Origin of the sequence: Neorhizobium sp. LjRoot104 (assembly GCF_964253725.1) — a bacterium.
Lineage (GTDB): Bacteria > Pseudomonadota > Alphaproteobacteria > Rhizobiales > Rhizobiaceae > Neorhizobium.
Genome location: NZ_CAXURS020000003.1, coordinates 59685 through 75876, shown reverse-complemented (window position 1 = coordinate 75876; position 16192 = coordinate 59685). Strand labels below are relative to the sequence as shown.

The window sequence follows — 16192 nt, the reverse complement described above, 5'->3', positions numbered from 1 at the left end:
GAGGCGCGGTGGAAGGATTATCGTCCTCACTTGCCTTTCGCCGGGGCTGGCACGACATCGAGAGCGGCTTGATCCACGATAGGAGTGGATTTCATCTGGTTGCCGCCAGGTTTACGCATCCTTTCGAGGTCATTGACAGTCAGATAATCGAGCCTCGTCAGGAGAGTGTTGTAGTACGCCTGCATCCCCACTCGAGCGTTCATCCGGTTCACAAGCTCGGAGCGCAGACTGTCAGCGGCGAACATCGGATCGGTCAGCACGGGTGTCGACTGGAGAACGGAGATCAGTTCGTCCGTCAGTTCTGCCGACGGGCCTACGCTATTGTGCCACGCCTCGTCGTTCGCTGTGAGGCTGACTTCCGCGACCACATAGCCGTCAACCTTTGTCTGTTTTATGATCGGCACGGTCACCATCTCCGACTTTACCACTTCGTGTTCGGTGAGGAGCGGATACTGAGTCTTTGGCTCCTCAGCGGTCGGTGTAAACCGGGAGGCGGCGTAGACGGCTGTCAGGGACACGACCACGCACCACACGCCAGTCAGTGCAATCTTCCACATATGATGATCTCCACCAGGGAGAATCGAGAGTTTCTCGATGTTTCCCGTCGACAAACCAAGTCCTCCCACATCGTAGTTCGGGCGAAGGCCTGGTTACGGATTCAAGAAGGACCGCCCGTGGGCAGACCTGTTGCGATCACGCGTACAGGCCCGGACACATGCGCGGTCGGATGACCGTGATCAGAGGATCAGGCCCGTGGAGGATGCTCGAGTGGATTGACCGTTGCTTGGTGGACAAAGCGATCCGAGTGTTCGATGAGGCTCGAGTTCACGCATTTCGGCGTGTTCACTTCGTCCTGCATCGAAGCGAGGAGATCGTGGGAATGCTCTGCAACATGCAGACATCGCTGATGACCAGTCACCTCTGCTACCGATTGAAGCGCAGTCGTGACTATCGGCGTAGGGCTGCCGGAGCGGTTTACCGGGCCGAGCGAGGCCATCAGCGCCGCTACCAACAGCAGCGCCAAGCATAGCATCCTGATCGATCTATCCATCAACAACATCATCACGCAATATCCTGAACATGGTTTAGATTGCGTGAAGCTTGAGCTCAAGCCCTGTCGTGACTACGATACCGAAAACACAAGAAGACTTGATTTCCAAGTGTCCGGCGACGGAGCTAACCTTCCGCCATGCGATCTTTCTTCAGACGGTTGTGCAAGGCCCTAGCCCTGATAACGGTGTTTTCGCTGGTTGGATTCGTAGTGGTCAGAGTGATCTTCGAACTGGTTTGCTGGACCGCGGGGCACGACACGCTCGAAACGATGATCAGCTTGGTGGCGTCCATCGGCTTCGGCGGATGGATTGGTATTGAAGCCTATCTCTGGTTCAAGGATTGGCGCTGGCGGAAACGCGCGTCGGATTTTGACGCATCTCATTAAAATTGCACCGAACTTTTTTCCGGGATATATCCGCTTCGTCGTCATAGATCGTCTCAACAACAGGGACGAAGAGAATGATGTTCAGGCTTCTGATTGCAGTCATTGCCATCACCACGATATCCATGGGCGCGGCCTGGAAGCCGGAAGCAGCTACCTTCGACGCAATGCCCATCTCCGGGCCGACATCCCAGCCGATCGGGCATTACGACTTCTGCCAGAGATATCCGCGTGAATGCCGACCGGGCTCCACCGATCGCGGCCCGATGAAGCTGACGCAAGAGACGTGGAGTACCCTCGTCGAGGTGAACAGAAGCGTCAACCTGATCCCAGCCATGACCGACATGGATATATACGGTGTCGAGGAGTTCTGGACCTACCCCATCGACGCGGCGGACTGCGAGGACTTCGTTCTGCAGAAACGCAAGCTGCTCCTGGAGCGCGGCTTTTCCGCTTCCAACCTGCTCATCACCGTCGTCCTTCAGCCGGACGGATCCGGTCACGCGGTCCTGGCCGTGCGTTCAGGATTGGGCGACATCGTGCTCGACAACCTGCGCGCAGAGATCAGGAACTGGTCGGAGACAGAATACACATATCTCAAGCGGCAGGATTCGCAGGACCCCGGCAAATGGGTCAAGATCAATGACGGCCGTGACACGGTCGCTGTCAGCGGGATCAAATAGTCATTCAGAGATTTGGCGCTGGGCAATTCGGCCGGGCTGGCGTGGGCAGGATCGACGTCGCCACACCTAAAACGTTCCCAGCAGCATCGTCATCACGACAAGGCCACCGAGAAAGAGCGACACGATTGTGGTGGTTCGCCTGTCCGGACGCTTCAATTCCAACTGAGCCGGGCGGTTTTCCGGCAGATGCTCTTCAGTCGTCGTCACCGCGCCAGGCAGCTCCATCACGGATTTTGTATCCTCGGAGACCGCTAATTTCTCCTGACTTTCGGAAGACGGCTTCGAGGTTTTTCTTCCTGAAATGACGACATGGGTAATGGTCACCTCGTCGAACTTCACCTCGAAATCGAGCTTCCCGCCGTCTTCGATCTTTTCGAGGGCTTTGACGGCCGCTTCGTGATCGCTGTTGGCTTCCACAAGCGATCTATGGGTAACGAGATAAAAAGGCATGTGCTCGCCAGCATTTTAGAAAAAGGAGAGATCCGGAAACCGTGGAGCCCAGCCGTGCTGACCTCTCGCAGACGGTTCCCGGATTGTATATGAGCGACCTCGCATGCGGGATAGGCCACGAGGCCTACCGCAGATAGAGATGAGGACAGACCATTTCAAACAGAAGATAAGGCCTCAGGGCATGTTCTTCATCATCTCCGGCGACATCGGCATCATGTTGGTGTTGAGGTGATACATCACCCAGAGCGACCCGACGAGCACGATCACCAGGATCACGATCGTGAAAATCAGCGCCATCATCGTCCAGCCGCCTTCCGAGCGGCTGTTCATGTGCAGGAAGTATATCATGTGGACGACCATCTGGATGCCGCCGAGGATCATGATCGCCGCGATCGTCACCGTCTTGCTCTCGATGACGTTTCCCATCACCAGCCAGAACGGTATTGCAGTCAGGATGAGCGAGAGGACGAATCCCTTCAGGTAGCTGTTGAGGGAGCTTTGACCCGAACGATGACCGGAATGCTGTCCGTGCGCCCCATTGTGAGAAGAATTCGTGGTCATGCGACAACTCCCATCAGATAGACGACCGAAAAGACACCGATCCAGATGAGATCCAGGAAGTGCCAGAACATCGACAGGCACATCAGCCGTCGATGGTTCTCCGGAGTGAGGCCGAGCTTCGAGACCTGAACCATCAGGACGACAAGCCAGACGATGCCGAACGTGACGTGCAGGCCATGCGTGCCGACGAGGGCGAAGAAAGATGACAGGAAGGCTGAACGCTGCGGGCCAGCACCCTCGGCGATCAGGTGATAGAACTCGTATGCCTCAAGACCGAGGAAAGCGAGCCCCAGCAGGCCCGTGACACCGAGCCAGAAGATCGTCCCGCCCTTCGCGTTGCTCTCGGCGCGGATCATCGCAACACCGTAGGTGATCGAGGATACGAGCAGGATCGTCGTCGCGACGGCGATGAGTTTGAGGTCGAACAGATCCGCAGGCGCAGGCCCGGCCGCGTAGTTGCGGCCAAGTACGGCATAGGTGGCGAAGAGAGCCGCGAAGATAAGGCAGTCACTCATCAGGTAGAGCCAGAACCCGAGGCTCGTGCTCCCTTCGGGATGATGTTCCTCCTCGAGGTGGAACTTCTTGTCGGCCCGGCGGGCTTCAATCGGATTTGCCATGTCAGTTCCCCTGGGCGAGCAGCTTCGAACGCGCACCTTCGACCTCGGCGACTGTCTCTGCCGGGATGTGGAAGTCGCGGTTGTAGTTGAAGGTGTGAGCGATGGAGATCACAAGGATCGCCGCGAAAGACAGGATGGCCAGCCACCAGATGTACCAGATGAGCGCGAAGGCCAGCGCGATGCTGATGCCGGACAGGATGACGCCGGTCCCCGTGTTCTTCGGCATGTGGATCGCCCGATAACCTTCAAGCGGCCGCTGGTATCCGCACTCCTTCATGTCGTACCAGCTATCCATCTCATGCACGACAGGCGTGAAGGCGAAGTTATAATCCGGCGGTGGCGAGGACGTGGACCATTCGAGTGTGCGTCCACCCCAGGGATCGCCCGTCGTGCAGCGGAGCTGATCACGCCTCATGACGCTGACGACCATCTGGATGATGAAGGACAGGATGCCGAGCGCAATGAGGCCCGCGCCGAATGCCGCGATGATGAACCAGATCTGCAGCGACGGGTCATCGAACTGGCTCACGCGGCGGGTCACGCCCATCAGACCGAGGACGTAGAGTGGCATGAAGGCGAAGAAGAAGCCGATCTGCCAGAACCAGAAGGTCATCTTGCCCCAGAAAGGATCGAGCTTGAAGCCGAACGCCTTGGGCCACCAGTAGGCCATCCCTGCCATCAGCCCGAACAGCACGCCGCCGATGATGACGTTGTGGAAGTGCGCGATCAGGAAGAGCGAGTTGTGGAGCACGAAGTCAGCAGGCGGGATGGCAAGCATCACGCCTGTCATGCCACCGATGACGAAGGTGACCATGAAGCCGATGAGCCAGTACATTGGCGGCTCGTACCGAATCCGGCCGCGGTACATGGTGAACAGCCAGTTGAACATCTTCGCGCCCGTGGGGATCGAGATGATCATCGTAGCGATGCCGAAGAAAGCGTTCACCGAGGCCCCGGCCCCCATCGTGAAGAAGTGATGCAGCCAGACAAGGTAGGACAGGATCATGATCGCGCAGGTCGCGTAGACCATCGACACGTAGCCGAAGAGTCGCTTCCCCGAGAACGTCGATGCGACTTCGGAGAAAATGCCGAAGGCGGGCAGGATCAGGATATAGACTTCGGGATGCCCCCACATCCAGATCAGGTTCACGTACATCATCGGGTTGCCGCCGAGATCGTTCGTGAAGAAGTTGGTGTTGAGATAGCGATCTGCAGTGAGCAGTGCGAGCGTGGCCGTCAGGATCGGGAAGGTGGCGACGATCAGGATGTTGGTGCAGAGCGAGGTCCAGGTGAAGACGGGCATCTTCATCAACGACATGCCTGGGGCACGCATCTTGACGATGGTGGCGACGAGGTTGATGCCCGAGAGCGTCGTTCCAACGCCCGCCACCTGCAGACCCCAGATGTAATAATCGACCCCGACACCCGGGCTGTAGTCGGCACCGGAAAGCGGCGGATATGCAAGCCAGCCGGTCCGCGCGAACTCACCTACGAACAGCGAGATCATGACGATGATCGCGCCTGCAGTCGTTAGCCAGAACGAGAAGTTGTTCAGGAAGGGAAACGATACGTCGCGCGCACCGATCTGCAGCGGCACGATGTAGTTCATGAACCCGGTAATGAAGGGCATGGCCACGAAGAAGATCATGATCACGCCATGGGCTGTGAAAATCTGGTCGTAGTGGTTGGCGTTGAGATAGCCCTCCGACCCATTGAATGCGATCGCCTGCTGGATGCGCATCATGATCGCGTCCGCGAAGCCGCGCAGCAGCATTACCAGCGCGAGGATGATGTACATGATGCCGATCTTCTTGTGATCGACGGATGTGAACCACTCCTTCCAGAGATAGCCCCACAGTTTGTATTTCGTGATTAGTCCCACGATGGCCAAGCCACCGATGACGACAGCGACGAAGGTGGTTCGGATGATGGGATCGTATGGAATGGCATTCCAGGTAAGTCGTCCGAAGACCAACTGGGTGAGTGTGAGATTGTCGAACATGGTATCTGCCGAATCCTTCAAGGTTGCGCGGAGGCATCGAGGTCGGCGGGTGATGAACCGTCCTCGTTGCTTCCAGGTGTCATGGGGTGCTGCATGCCTTGCATGCCGTGGCTAATCGGCTGCGACGGCGGGCTCGCATTGATCTCAAAAATTTCCGCAGGATCTTCGCTGCGGGCCGGGCTGCCATCGGATGGGACGGCGACACCGGGTGCGATCTCCCCGACTGCGGCTTCGTCGCTGGCACGGCGGTTGTCGTATTCGAGGCGCGCGCGGTTCTCGCGGCTGTCCACGCCCGCACCACCCATCTTGTCGATATGCATCATCTCGTCGGCGCACATCTGGCCGGGCCGCGCGCACAGGTTGAGCACGGACTTATAGAGACCGTCTTCGACACTCGAGAAATACCGGACAGGCTCCTTCGCGCTGGGCTTCTCGAGCCTCATGTACGCATTGCGGTTCAATGCAACGCCCTGGTGCTTCACTCGTGCGACCCACTGGTCGAAACCGCCCTGATCCAGCCCAAGAAACTTGAACCGCATCTGGGAGAAACCGTCTCCGCTGTAGTTGGCGGAAAAGCCGTCGTAGGAGCCGGGCGCGTTGATGACGGCATGCAGTTTGGTCTGCATTCCCGGCATTGCGTAGATCATCCCTGCGAGCGCGGGCACATAGAACGCGTTCATCACTGATGAGGCCGTCAGCTTGAAGTTGATCGGCACATCTACAGGAGCCGCCAGCTCGTTCACTGTGGCGATGCCGTACTCCGGATAAAAGAACAGCCACTTCCAATCGAGTGCGACGACCTCGACCGTAATTGGCTTGGTCTCGGGCGTAACTGGTCGATTGGCATCGATCCGGTCGAGAGGGCGATATGGATCGAGCTTATGTGTGCTGATCCAGGTGATCGCCCCGAGTGCGATGATGATCGCCAGCGGGGCCGACCAGATCACGACTTCAAGTCTGGTGGAGTGATGCCACTCCGGGTCGTATTTCGCCTTCGTGTTGGAGTGGCGGTAATGCCAGGCGAAATAAAAGGTGAGGAAGAGGACAGGCACGATGATGAGCAGCATCAGTACGGTGGCGACGATGATGAGATCTGCCTGCTGCCTCGCAATATCCCCGGACGGGGACATGACGACCATCTTGCATCCGCCGAGAAGGAGCAAGCTGGTTAAGGCGGCGAGGCGAACGAGCTTCTTTGACAGACGCACTTTCGGCTCCCGGGATGGGGATTGTGGTTACAGGATGGTATCCGGCCGCTCTGGAGAGGCCACAAAAGATCACGCACACGCTCGCCCAGAGATCTGGTCGAAGGGTGGTTTTCAGGTGTGGATCTGCGGTCGAGCTATTTCAGGACAAGATGCCTGGGCGATGCCGGACAGAACGCTTAGATCAGGCGTTTCGGAGGGCGCGAGATGAGATAGGACTGGCCCTCAAGGACCGCGTCTTTGGATATGGCATACCGCAGCACATCCGAACGTCTCATGTCGTCGGTTTCGGCTTGCGGGTATCGCTGCTCGCATCGAACGTGGTGATCGGCATCAGACAGGATCAGAGCCCTGTTTTCCGCCGGGGCCGCCCGCTCCTGCATGACCGCGACGATCCCGGATGCAACAACGGTGCGATCCGCCGGCGGAGTCGAGCACAGGCTTCCCGAAATGATCTGAAACAAGATCATCGTCAGGACCGCTATGGTCTTCCAACTGGTTGAAACGTTGCGGGTCATTCGTTCCTAATAAGCAGGACGGCATCGATCGAACGACGAGTAGCAAAACTCGACTTCAAAAAGAACCCGCTACTTCGACACTGCGCCAATTTGTCCTCAAGGCGCGAAGACAGTTCATCACGAGCTCTACACAATTCGTTGTATCCACACCTCGGCTCTGCCCTAACGCTTGAACCTCAAGCTACTAGAGATCGTAAACCCACAGGGAATCAACAGTGCGGATGACGCGGACGCGCCAACCGAATGAGGACATGCATGCCCAAACCGGGTCTTTTCAAACGTCGATCACTCGTCGTTCTATCTGGCGGAGCTCTGGCATCAGCCGTGCTTGGAATTCCCGTAGGCGCGGCCGCCACCAGCATCGCTGGCCAACTGGAACCGAGCGAACGCGAGCTTGCCGCTCGCTACGCTGCAAGAACCGACGGTGGTCACTTGATCCCCGGAGTTCCGTTTCGAAAGATCGACCCGAAATACTATCGGCAGCGGGTTGAAAATCCCACTGGGGAGCCTGCGGGCGTTGTCGTCGTGGACGTCGCCAACAGGTTTCTCTATCTCACCGAAGATGCTGGCACAGCGATGAGATACGGGATCGGCATCGGTCGCGCAGGCTTCACCTGGTCGGGCGAAGGTGCAATCCAGTGGCGGCAAAAATGGCCGCGGTGGACACCGCCCTCAGAGATGATTGCGAGACAACCGGAGCTTCGGAAATACTCGTATGCGAACGGCGGGCAAGCACCTGGGCCAAACAATCCGCTCGGCGCACGAGCGCTCTACATCTTCCAGGACGGCAAGGACACGCTCTATCGCCTTCACGGAACGAAGGACTGGCGCTCCATCGGGAATGCCGTGTCGTCCGGGTGCGTTCGGCTTCTGAACCAGGACGTGATTGATCTCTTTGAGCGGGTTCCGGCGAAGGCCCGCATAGTCGTCCACCAATAGGAGATCGAATGACCAACTTATCGATCGTGACCCTGAAGAAGCCCGTACTCATCCTCTTCTGGATCGCAACGCTCTGCCTGCTCGATCTCGCCGTTAAGTATCTCGTCGTCAATCATCTCATGGATCCGCCGAGGGTCATTCCGATCACGGCCTTCTTCAACCTTACTCTGGCGTACAATCCCGGAGTGAGTTTCAGCCTGTTCTCCGATGCCATGGCCTCCGCTCCCAGGCTGTTCGCACTGCTGCAGGGCGGCCTGGTTCTCGGCCTTGTTGTCTGGGCGTGGAAGGCGAAGTATGCGCTGGAATCACTGGCGATCACCACGATCGCGGGCGGAGCCAGCGGGAACGTGGTTGACCGGCTTCTCAACCTGAGCGTGACGGACTATCTGGACTTTCATCTCTATGGATGGTCGTGGCCGACATTCAATCTAGCGGATATCATGATCGTGTGCGGAGCTCTGTTCATGATCGCAGTCTCTTTCCGTCAGACCGGAAACAATCAATCGACGGCCACCTGATCACTCCAGTTCACTCGCCCCGTGATGATGACTTGTCCTAGTTCTATCAGTGTCAACAATCCTAGCCGGAACGGACCGGAGGCTGCCATCGTCGAACCCGACGGTGATCGTCACGCTTTCCGGCAGTTGTTGATCCCGCTCCATGGTGACGAACACTGCATCCTGGCTCATTTCGAGTTCCGACATTGCGGGAATGGCGAGGTCGCCCTCGTCAGCAGCAACCTCCTCGAAGCCGAACAGGTGCTGACTGCGTTTGACTACCGCGGCACTGTTGTATCCGCTGGCCGTCACTCGTGTGACAGCGACCGGATTGCCGGTCCCATTGTAGATGGTCAGGTACGCCGTGTCAGGGATCCCGTCTGGACTGAGCACGAGTTCCGCATGCTCGACGATAACATTCGGATAGTCCGGGAGATGCGAAGGATTGAGCCCGACGCAGAACAGGGAATCGAGATCAGGGCGAGCAAGGCCGTGGGGATCGTGGGAAGCAATCGGATCACTTGATTTGCCATACGGAATCCTCACATTGGGCCTATCCTGAATATCTCGGTTGCGGTTTCAATGGATTCAGTTTTTCGTGAAGCTTGAATATGCCGCGGCTTGTGAGGCTGCTTTTTTGACTGGAGGATTCGCATGCTGACGATCGGTGACTTGTCAAAGACGACAGGCGTGAAGGTCCCTACGATTCGGTACTACGAGCAGATGGGACTTCTTTCGCATCCCGAAAGATCGGAAGGCAATCAGCGTAGGTACTCCAAGTCCGAGCGAGAGCGGCTGTCGTTCATCCGACATGCTCGCGAACTCGGATTGACGATCGAGGCCATCCGCGAACTTATCGATCTCAGCCAGCATCCGGAGAAGCCGTGCGCGGAAGCCGATCGGATCGCTGCCGAGCAGCTCGTGACCGTTCGAGAGAAGATCATGCGCCTCAAGAAGCTGGAAGCGGAGCTCGAACGAATTTCGACGCACTGCCATACGAACCAGGTTCGTGACTGCTACGTGATCCGTGCTCTCGCTAACCACGACCTTTGTTCTACCGACCACGACTAGATGGAGCGGCGGCTGAAATGCGAGCGATCCAGCCTCCGCTGCCTGCAGGCCGCCTACCCGAAGGTCAGCCCTCCTGAAATCGCACCTGCGAGTAAGACCGCGAGTATCAATAGGCGGGAGAGAAAGCGGATCCGCGCGACGCTTGGAAGCTGAGGGCGAGCTGATATCGCAACGAACCAGCCGGTGAGGCGCGTTTCCGACTGGGCATGATTGGCTCTTGTCGTGCTCATTGTTCACGGTTCCAATCTGAAGTAAGGAATGGCCGCATCACACGGCCACGAAATCCGTCAGCAGCTTCACATTCAGGACCGCGATGACAATTGCGATCAGCCAGGCGAAGGAAGTGAGCCAGATCGGGGCTTTCAGTTCGCCCATCTTCCGGCGGTCCGAAGTGAACATGACCAGCGGAAACACTGCGAAGGAAAGCTGAAGACTCAGGACGACCTGCGTCAGGATGAGTAGCTGTGCAGTGCCGCTGTCACCGAAAGCGATTGTAACACCTGCCGCCGGAACGATCGCTATGGCGCGCGTGATAAGACGACGCAACCAGGGAGCTAGCCGGATGTTCAGAAAGCCCTCCATCACGATCTGCCCGGCAAGCGTTGCGGTGACCGTCGAATTGATCCCGCAACACAACAGGGCGATACCGAACAATGTCGGCGCGATGGCGAGACCGAGAAGCGGTGCAAGCAGATTGTGCGCCTCGCCCAGTTCCGCAACCTCCGTGCGTCCGGTCGTGTGGAAGGTCGCCGCCGCAAGTATCAGGATCGAGGAGTTCACGAGGAGTGCGAACATCAGAGCGACCGTCGAGTCAATCGTCGCGAATTTCAACGCCTCCCGCTTTTCGGGGAGCGTATGTCCGTAAGCCCGCGTTTGTACGATACCGGAGTGGAGATAGAGGTTGTGAGGCATCACCGTCGCTCCGAGGATGCCCAGCGCGAGGTAGAGCATCTCAGGGTTCGTGACGATTTCGGTGGTCGGCGCGAATCCCAGGATCACCTGCCCCCAATCGGGATCGGCAAGTGCGATCTGAATGGTGAAGCAGACGGCAATCACGCCCAGCAGCGTGATGACGAGGGCTTCGACCCAGCGGAAACCAAGCTTCTGAAGGTATAGGATGAGGAACACGTCGAGCGCGGTGATGAGCACGCCGAGTTCGAGAGGTATCCCGAAGATGAGGTTCAGGCCGATCGCTGTACCGATCACTTCCGCGATGTCGGTCGCGATGATTGCGATTTCTGCAAGGAGCCACAGGACAATCCCGACGGGTTTCGGGAATGCGTCGCGGCAGGCCTGGGCAAGATCCCGTCCGGACGCGATGGCGAGACGGGCGCAGAGCGACTGCAGGACGATCGCCATGATGTTCGAAAGCAGCGCTACGGTCAGAAGCGCATAGCCGAACTTGGAGCCGCCAGCGAGCGAAGTCGCCCAGTTGCCGGGATCCATGTATCCGACCGCCACAAGATAGCCGGGGCCGAAGAATGCCATCGCACGCCGCATCGATCCCGGCGCGCTCGACACTTTGATCGTGCGGTGGACATCTGAAAGCGATGGATCCCCCGCGGTCTTCCGCCATCCCGAAACGTTCTGATCCATTGCCTTCACATCCTTCGACAGCGACTAAGTTGCTATTGCAAATCATTCGCATGAAGGACTCGATCTGGCAAGAGGGCCTTTAGGTGGAAAGGTGCGACAGCCCGTCAACGGCTTATTAGCGAATTGTTGACCATAATCTCTGACAAGCGAGCCGCTTCGTTTGCGTGCGTTGAATCCTTCTGAGGGATGTTGTGCCTGTGTTCATGAAAGTGCCCGAGTTCTCGTATCCTTCGACGCCCGTCCTGCTCTCCAAGGCATGCCGATGGGCGATCCGGGCAGCGGCCACCGCGCTCCTCGCCCTTCCCGCCTACGTCGGATCAGCATGTGCCGCAGAGGCGCAGGAGCGGTCTCTCAAGCTGTTTTTCACGCACACGGGGGAGCGCGCCACGATAACCTTCAAGCGTGACGGAAAATACGATTCCAGAGGCTTGGCGCAGATCAATCAGTTCCTGCGCGACTGGCGGCGGAACGAACCTGCCCGAATGGATCCTCGCCTGCTCGATCTAGTCTGGGAGGTGTATGACCGCAGTAGCGCGAAGGACTACATCCATATCGTTTCAGCCTACCGCTCGCCCACCACGAACAACATGCTCAGGAACCGCTCGCGAGTCACAGGGGTCGCCAAGAACAGCCAGCACATGCTCGGAAAGGCGATGGACTTCTATCTGCCCGGCGTTAAGCTCGCCACGCTCCGGGCACTTGCAATGCAGATGCAGATCGGCGGCGTGGGGTTCTATCCGACCTCCGGCTCGCCTTTTGTCCATCTCGATGTCGGCAACGTCAGGGCTTGGCCGCGCATGTCCCGACAGGAGCTTGCCAGGATCTTTCCCAACGGCAACACCATGCATCTGCCAGCGGACGGTCGCCCCCTGCCAGGCTATGAGCAAGCCGTGGCGGATTACCGGAGACGGGTCGGCCCCAACTCGATCCAGATCGCGAGCACCGCTGGTGATGACGACGATGATGTCAGTTCGTCTCGCAGCAGCCTTCTAACGGCCATGCTTCCGACTTCAAAAACAAGGGCAGAGCGCGCGCTGGAGCTTCAGACAAGGCCGCAAGCAGCGACCGCGCCTCCAACGTCATCCTTCGCAGATCTCGCATCGGTTACCGTGCCGGTCCCGTCACTACGACCTTCGCAGATCGATACCGAGCAGAGCATCGAGACCACATCGATAGACCCGGCTTCATTAGCCATGGAGGTGCGGGACACGCTCCAACCCGCTCCGCGCCTCGCTTTGAAGGAGCCCGCCTTATCGATCGCAAGCCTCCCCATCGATGCGTTTGAAGTCGATCCCGATGAAGATTTCGACGGTGACGACGCCATCGTCGCGTGGGCCCTGTCACAGCCTGGCAGTTCGACCGGAATGTCAGCACCGCTCCTCGTCCGCCGCGCCCTGGTGGTCGGTTCAAGCGATCAAAGCGTTGTTGATGTCCCAGTTCCGACCGAGTCCGCGGGAACGTTTGACAACGGCCGCTTCTCGTCAGGTGGGTAGGGATCCACCATCCAATCGCAGGAACGTGAACCACCTTCTTTTCGTCAACACACCAAAATGCCCCAGTCTTTATTGACCCTCATCCAGCTAGAGGTTCTATGAGAGCGCTTCCCGCTGCTTTCTTCATCAAGAAGTCAGCAGCCTTCCAAAGAAGCGGAAAACGGGTTGCAGGCCAGGAATTCGATAAGAAAGACGATAGGGAACGATCAGCCGATCCAGGCTGATGGGAGGCGGACCCTCGATCGCAGAGAGATCTCGCTGCGCTGGCTCGCTGGAACTTTCCTGGTCGGCGTGACATCGTGCACCATGATGGGCTACGCCCTGTTTGCCGCCGTCGAAGGCCGCCAGCAGCTTGCCATCCCAGCCGAAGCTATGATCGCGTCCGGCGAAGAGCCTCCGCATGAGACCTCAAGGAAAGGGGATCGCGTCGTCGAAGCACGGATCACTGCTAGGGCCGCGGACAAGGCAATTCTGAAGGTGCCTGTCGTCATGCGAGAGGCGGGCGTGGATGTGGTCCGACCAGAATCCTTCTCCCTGGTCCGGATGTCCCTCGCTTCGAACTACAAGCTTCAGGAGGACTATCCCCGCTTCGATCCTCTAGCCATTTTCGCAGACGGGACATCGGCAGAGCCGCCCGAATCGCGCGTCAGCGCCATCTACTCCTCTGACATAGCCTCCGAGATCAGCCTGAAAATAACTCCATTCCCCGGCAGCGGAGGTGGCCTCTCGAAGTCCGACGAGATGAGCACGGACGAAGTGGAGCAGGACATCCGATTCAACGGAGCGCTTCTGGCTTCGGTGACCTCTGCATCGGATAGCACGTACCGAGTTGACCCGCAGCGTTTCGCAGATCTTCCCGAAATCAGTCCGGATATCACAGGGAGCCTTACCGCCCGGGTGATCGAAGAAAACGTCAGTACTTCGTTTCCCGAAGCATATGATCCTACCGCCCCGGAATTCGCCGACGACGTGATCCCGTCGCGCCGCAAACAGACCATTTCCGAACTTCTTTCGGCCAACGGATACGACGCGGCTGGTGTGGCAGGCCTTGTGGATGTGATCCAAAGTCGCCTCGGCACAAACAAACTGGGTGAAGAGGACGCATTGCGCGTGGGCATTTTCCAGTTTGGCGAGATGGCGCGCATAGTGCGCATAAGCGTCTACCGAAGCGGCGAACATCGTCTGACGCTGGCCATGAACGACCTGAATCGCCTCGTGACGGGTACCGAGCCCGAGATGAATGATGAGGTGTTCGCTGCCATGAACCAGCAACCCGCTACCGTGTCCGGACCGAGAGATAAGCAGACGATTTACGATGGGATCTTCCGCGCGGCGCTGTCCTACGGGATGACCAGGGAGATGGTTACGCAGGTCCTGCGCCTCGTGGCTGCAAAGGTCGACCTGCAGGCGACGACGAAATCGACGGACAAACTCGAAGCGTTTTTCTCTATCGTCGACGAGCAGGGAAAGGCCACCGCACAATCCGAGTTGCTCTACATCAGGGCTCGGTTCGGCGACACCGTCACAGCGTTCTACCGTTTCCAGGATCCGAAGACGAAGGCCGTAGACTACTACGACAGCGATGGAAAAGGACTGCGGCCGCTGCTTCTGCGCACGCCCGTTCCAAACGCGCGTCTCACTTCCAACTTCGGCGGAAGGATGCATCCCATACTGGGTTACGCACAGGCCCATACAGGAACGGATCTTGCCGCTCCACAGGGGTCTCCCATCATGGCCGCCGGAGACGGCATCGTGGAGAAGGCCGGATGGGCCGCTTCCTATGGAAATCAGACGATCATCCGGCACGCCAACGGCTACATCAGCTCATATTCCCACCAGAGCGGGATCGCCAAGGGCATCAAGGAAGGGGTCAGGGTCGCGCAGGGCCAGATCATCGGCTTCGTCGGATCGACCGGGCGATCGACCGGATCGCATCTCCACTACGAGCTAACGGTCAACGGCACTCGTGTGGACGCGATGAAAACCAGATTGCCGCAGGTCAAAGATCTGGTCGGTGACATCTACGAGCAGTTCAACAGCGACAGGCAGCGGATAGACGGGTTGCTCAACAGATCTGAGAGCTGATGCCATTTGAAGCGCCTCTTAGGCTCCTTCGCCAGATGCTGCTACGCAACCCTTCAGCTCCTCGAATTTGGAGGCCATCGCCTTCAGATCCTCACGCGTCGCATCGAAACGAATGCCATGGAACTCGCCGTCGGTGCTTGCCGCTCCCTGAATGGAAAATCCGGAGTAAGGACCGGAATTGCTCTCAGCCTCCGTCACTGGTTTTGGAATGATGGTAACCTGAGCGCCGATGGCACGTCCGCGCATGCTGGCGCCGGTCCCAGGATTGCCAGCATCGATGACAGATACCTGAACAAGATGCGGCAACTGTTCCTTAAGGATCGACTCGGCGACCCGCAATGCAGTCCGCATGCGGGTCAGGTCGTCCTGTGCATCGGCGACAATGTATTGCCTGATCCAGATGCCGTCGGAATCCTTGGTCTTCGTCGCCGCTACGGTGCGGCATTCGCTCCCGTGAACCTCCTCATAGGAGGGCCCGAGGATCTTTCCGGACCCCATGTAGACAGCCGCCGCACCGCTCGCTCCGCAAAGCACGAGTGATCCGAGGATAATTCCCAAGCCGATCCTGTAGATCCGCTTTTTGCGTACCTGCATGCGCCCTACTCCAAACTAATGGCCGTATGCTTGACTTCAGATTGTTGAAAACCGATGAAACAACACGGTTAACTCACCCCACCGAGGCACAACTTATCGAGAGTAAACCCACCAGACAGTTACACCCGTTGCACTCGCCATCGACAATTACGCCATCCGCCGAGATGCGGTCACCCGACGGACAAGGATCACGGATCCGACAGCCAGAGTTTCAGCCGGAACCTCCCTTGTCTTTCCGCCCTCCTCAGCACCGCGGTCTTCGGCACGAGCGCGGTCAGGACCTGATGCTGTCTCGCGCCTTTCCGGCCGCCACACCTTCGAGTAGTTAGCCGACAAGGAACAGGAATACGACGGCGGCCTCTTCTTCGGTCGCGTTGATGACCAGCGCATCGACTGCGGCGTAGCTGCAAAGGTTGATCTGCAGGCGAATATAAGGCCGACCGACA

The 16192-nt window shown here is 58.2% G+C and carries 18 protein-coding genes and 1 pseudogene; 8 read left to right on the top strand and 11 right to left on the bottom strand.

All coding sequences use genetic code 11. The annotated features are described in order from the left end of the window. Window positions 1-26: 26 nt before the first annotated feature. Complete coding sequence (locus ACSQ8R_RS32045; RefSeq protein ID WP_436257411.1) at window positions 27-557, bottom strand: hypothetical protein; 531 nt, start codon at window positions 555-557, stop codon at window positions 27-29. Window positions 558-944: 387 nt separating this feature from the next. On the opposite strand from ACSQ8R_RS32045, the gene ACSQ8R_RS32040 reads away from it, so the two are divergent. The 3 genes from ACSQ8R_RS32040 to ACSQ8R_RS32030 all read left to right on the top strand — a co-directional run bounded on the left by ACSQ8R_RS32040 (window position 945) and on the right by ACSQ8R_RS32030 (window position 2118). Continuing rightward, complete coding sequence (locus tag ACSQ8R_RS32040) at window positions 945-1226, top strand: hypothetical protein (protein WP_436257410.1); 282 nt, start codon at window positions 945-947, stop codon at window positions 1224-1226. 44 nt (window positions 1227-1270) lie between these two features. Continuing rightward, on the top strand, window positions 1271-1438 hold the full coding sequence (locus ACSQ8R_RS32035; protein ID WP_436257409.1) for a hypothetical protein: 168 nt from the start codon (window positions 1271-1273) through the stop codon (window positions 1436-1438). Window positions 1439-1515: 77 nt separating this feature from the next. Further along, window positions 1516-2118: a transglutaminase-like cysteine peptidase gene (locus ACSQ8R_RS32030; RefSeq protein ID WP_436257454.1), complete on the top strand. Its 603-nt coding sequence runs from the start codon at window positions 1516-1518 to the stop codon at window positions 2116-2118. Between the two features lie 66 nt (window positions 2119-2184). Here the strand turns inward: ACSQ8R_RS32030 and ACSQ8R_RS32025 are convergent, their stop codons facing one another. The 6 genes from ACSQ8R_RS32025 to ACSQ8R_RS32000 all read right to left on the bottom strand — a co-directional run bounded on the left by ACSQ8R_RS32025 (window position 2185) and on the right by ACSQ8R_RS32000 (window position 7471). Beyond that, window positions 2185-2535: a hypothetical protein gene (locus ACSQ8R_RS32025; protein WP_436257408.1), complete on the bottom strand. Its 351-nt coding sequence runs from the start codon at window positions 2533-2535 to the stop codon at window positions 2185-2187. 207 nt (window positions 2536-2742) lie between these two features. Continuing rightward, window positions 2743-3129, bottom strand: coding sequence for a cytochrome o ubiquinol oxidase subunit IV (cyoD, locus tag ACSQ8R_RS32020; protein WP_436257407.1), 387 nt, complete (start codon window positions 3127-3129; stop codon window positions 2743-2745). Next, window positions 3126-3746 carry a cytochrome o ubiquinol oxidase subunit III gene (cyoC, locus tag ACSQ8R_RS32015; RefSeq protein WP_436257406.1) on the bottom strand — a complete coding sequence of 207 codons (621 nt, stop codon included), beginning with the start codon at window positions 3744-3746 and terminating at the stop codon, window positions 3126-3128. Before cyoC ends, cyoD begins: the two co-directional genes overlap by 4 nt. A gap of 1 nt (window position 3747) precedes the next feature. Beyond that, window positions 3748-5748, bottom strand: a complete 2001-nt coding sequence (gene cyoB / locus ACSQ8R_RS32010) for a cytochrome o ubiquinol oxidase subunit I (RefSeq protein ID WP_436257405.1) — start codon at window positions 5746-5748, stop codon at window positions 3748-3750. Window positions 5749-5765: 17 nt separating this feature from the next. Next, entirely contained in the window at window positions 5766-6887 is a 1122-nt protein-coding gene (gene cyoA, locus ACSQ8R_RS32005) for a ubiquinol oxidase subunit II (RefSeq protein ID WP_436257453.1), read from the bottom strand. A gap of 245 nt (window positions 6888-7132) precedes the next feature. Further along, window positions 7133-7471, bottom strand: a complete 339-nt coding sequence (locus ACSQ8R_RS32000) for a hypothetical protein (RefSeq protein WP_436257404.1) — start codon at window positions 7469-7471, stop codon at window positions 7133-7135. A gap of 255 nt (window positions 7472-7726) precedes the next feature. On the opposite strand from ACSQ8R_RS32000, the gene ACSQ8R_RS31995 reads away from it, so the two are divergent. Both ACSQ8R_RS31995 and lspA read left to right on the top strand, forming a co-directional pair. After that, window positions 7727-8410: a L,D-transpeptidase gene (locus tag ACSQ8R_RS31995; protein ID WP_436257403.1), complete on the top strand. Its 684-nt coding sequence runs from the start codon at window positions 7727-7729 to the stop codon at window positions 8408-8410. An 8-nt stretch (window positions 8411-8418) separates the two neighbouring features. Beyond that, the gene (lspA, locus tag ACSQ8R_RS31990) at window positions 8419-8928 is read left to right on the top strand and encodes a signal peptidase II (protein WP_436257402.1); all 510 of its coding nucleotides are present in this window, start codon (window positions 8419-8421) and stop codon (window positions 8926-8928) included. On the opposite strand, the gene ACSQ8R_RS31985 is transcribed toward lspA, so the two are convergent. After that, the gene (locus ACSQ8R_RS31985) at window positions 8929-9453 is read right to left on the bottom strand and encodes a hypothetical protein (RefSeq protein ID WP_436257401.1); all 525 of its coding nucleotides are present in this window, start codon (window positions 9451-9453) and stop codon (window positions 8929-8931) included. 108 nt (window positions 9454-9561) lie between these two features. Here ACSQ8R_RS31985 and ACSQ8R_RS31980 point away from each other — a divergent pair, with 108 nt between their 5' ends. Continuing rightward, window positions 9562-9978, top strand: coding sequence for a MerR family transcriptional regulator (locus ACSQ8R_RS31980; protein ID WP_312222646.1), 417 nt, complete (start codon window positions 9562-9564; stop codon window positions 9976-9978). Window positions 9979-10245: 267 nt separating this feature from the next. Here the strand turns inward: ACSQ8R_RS31980 and ACSQ8R_RS31975 are convergent, their stop codons facing one another. Continuing rightward, on the bottom strand, window positions 10246-11574 hold the full coding sequence (locus ACSQ8R_RS31975) for an Nramp family divalent metal transporter (RefSeq protein ID WP_436257400.1): 1329 nt from the start codon (window positions 11572-11574) through the stop codon (window positions 10246-10248). Window positions 11575-11777: 203 nt separating this feature from the next. On the opposite strand from ACSQ8R_RS31975, the gene ACSQ8R_RS31970 reads away from it, so the two are divergent. Both ACSQ8R_RS31970 and ACSQ8R_RS31965 read left to right on the top strand, forming a co-directional pair. Next, window positions 11778-13067: a DUF882 domain-containing protein gene (locus ACSQ8R_RS31970; protein WP_436257452.1), complete on the top strand. Its 1290-nt coding sequence runs from the start codon at window positions 11778-11780 to the stop codon at window positions 13065-13067. Between the two features lie 165 nt (window positions 13068-13232). Next, window positions 13233-15152 (top strand): M23 family metallopeptidase, encoded by a 1920-nt coding sequence (locus tag ACSQ8R_RS31965; protein ID WP_436257399.1) that lies wholly within the window; start codon window positions 13233-13235, stop codon window positions 15150-15152. An 18-nt stretch (window positions 15153-15170) separates the two neighbouring features. Here ACSQ8R_RS31965 and ACSQ8R_RS31960 read toward each other — a convergent pair whose 3' ends face one another. Together ACSQ8R_RS31960 and ACSQ8R_RS31955 are read right to left on the bottom strand one after the other, a co-directional pair. Beyond that, window positions 15171-15746 (bottom strand): hypothetical protein, encoded by a 576-nt coding sequence (locus ACSQ8R_RS31960; RefSeq protein WP_436257398.1) that lies wholly within the window; start codon window positions 15744-15746, stop codon window positions 15171-15173. Window positions 15747-15879: 133 nt separating this feature from the next. Next, window positions 15880-16158 (bottom strand): annotated as a pseudogene (locus tag ACSQ8R_RS31955) (heavy metal translocating P-type ATPase); the annotation flags it as partial. Window positions 16159-16192: the final 34 nt, after the last annotated feature.

Coding starts and splice junctions, on each gene's coding strand:
- ACSQ8R_RS32045 (WP_436257411.1), bottom strand. CDS start 557: ATGTGGAAGATTGCACTGACTGGCGTGTGGTGCGTGGTCGTGTCCCTG.
- ACSQ8R_RS31970 (WP_436257452.1), top strand. CDS start 11,778: ATGAAAGTGCCCGAGTTCTCGTATCCTTCGACGCCCGTCCTGCTCTCC.
- ACSQ8R_RS31975 (WP_436257400.1), bottom strand. CDS start 11,574: ATGGATCAGAACGTTTCGGGATGGCGGAAGACCGCGGGGGATCCATCG.
- cyoD (WP_436257407.1), bottom strand. CDS start 3,129: ATGACCACGAATTCTTCTCACAATGGGGCGCACGGACAGCATTCCGGT.
- lspA (WP_436257402.1), top strand. CDS start 8,419: ATGACCAACTTATCGATCGTGACCCTGAAGAAGCCCGTACTCATCCTC.
- cyoC (WP_436257406.1), bottom strand. CDS start 3,746: ATGGCAAATCCGATTGAAGCCCGCCGGGCCGACAAGAAGTTCCACCTC.
- ACSQ8R_RS31995 (WP_436257403.1), top strand. CDS start 7,727: ATGCCCAAACCGGGTCTTTTCAAACGTCGATCACTCGTCGTTCTATCT.
- ACSQ8R_RS32030 (WP_436257454.1), top strand. CDS start 1,516: ATGTTCAGGCTTCTGATTGCAGTCATTGCCATCACCACGATATCCATG.
- cyoA (WP_436257453.1), bottom strand. CDS start 6,887: ATGGTCGTCATGTCCCCGTCCGGGGATATTGCGAGGCAGCAGGCAGAT.
- ACSQ8R_RS31960 (WP_436257398.1), bottom strand. CDS start 15,746: ATGCAGGTACGCAAAAAGCGGATCTACAGGATCGGCTTGGGAATTATC.
- ACSQ8R_RS31980 (WP_312222646.1), top strand. CDS start 9,562: ATGCTGACGATCGGTGACTTGTCAAAGACGACAGGCGTGAAGGTCCCT.
- cyoB (WP_436257405.1), bottom strand. CDS start 5,748: ATGTTCGACAATCTCACACTCACCCAGTTGGTCTTCGGACGACTTACC.
- ACSQ8R_RS32000 (WP_436257404.1), bottom strand. CDS start 7,471: ATGACCCGCAACGTTTCAACCAGTTGGAAGACCATAGCGGTCCTGACG.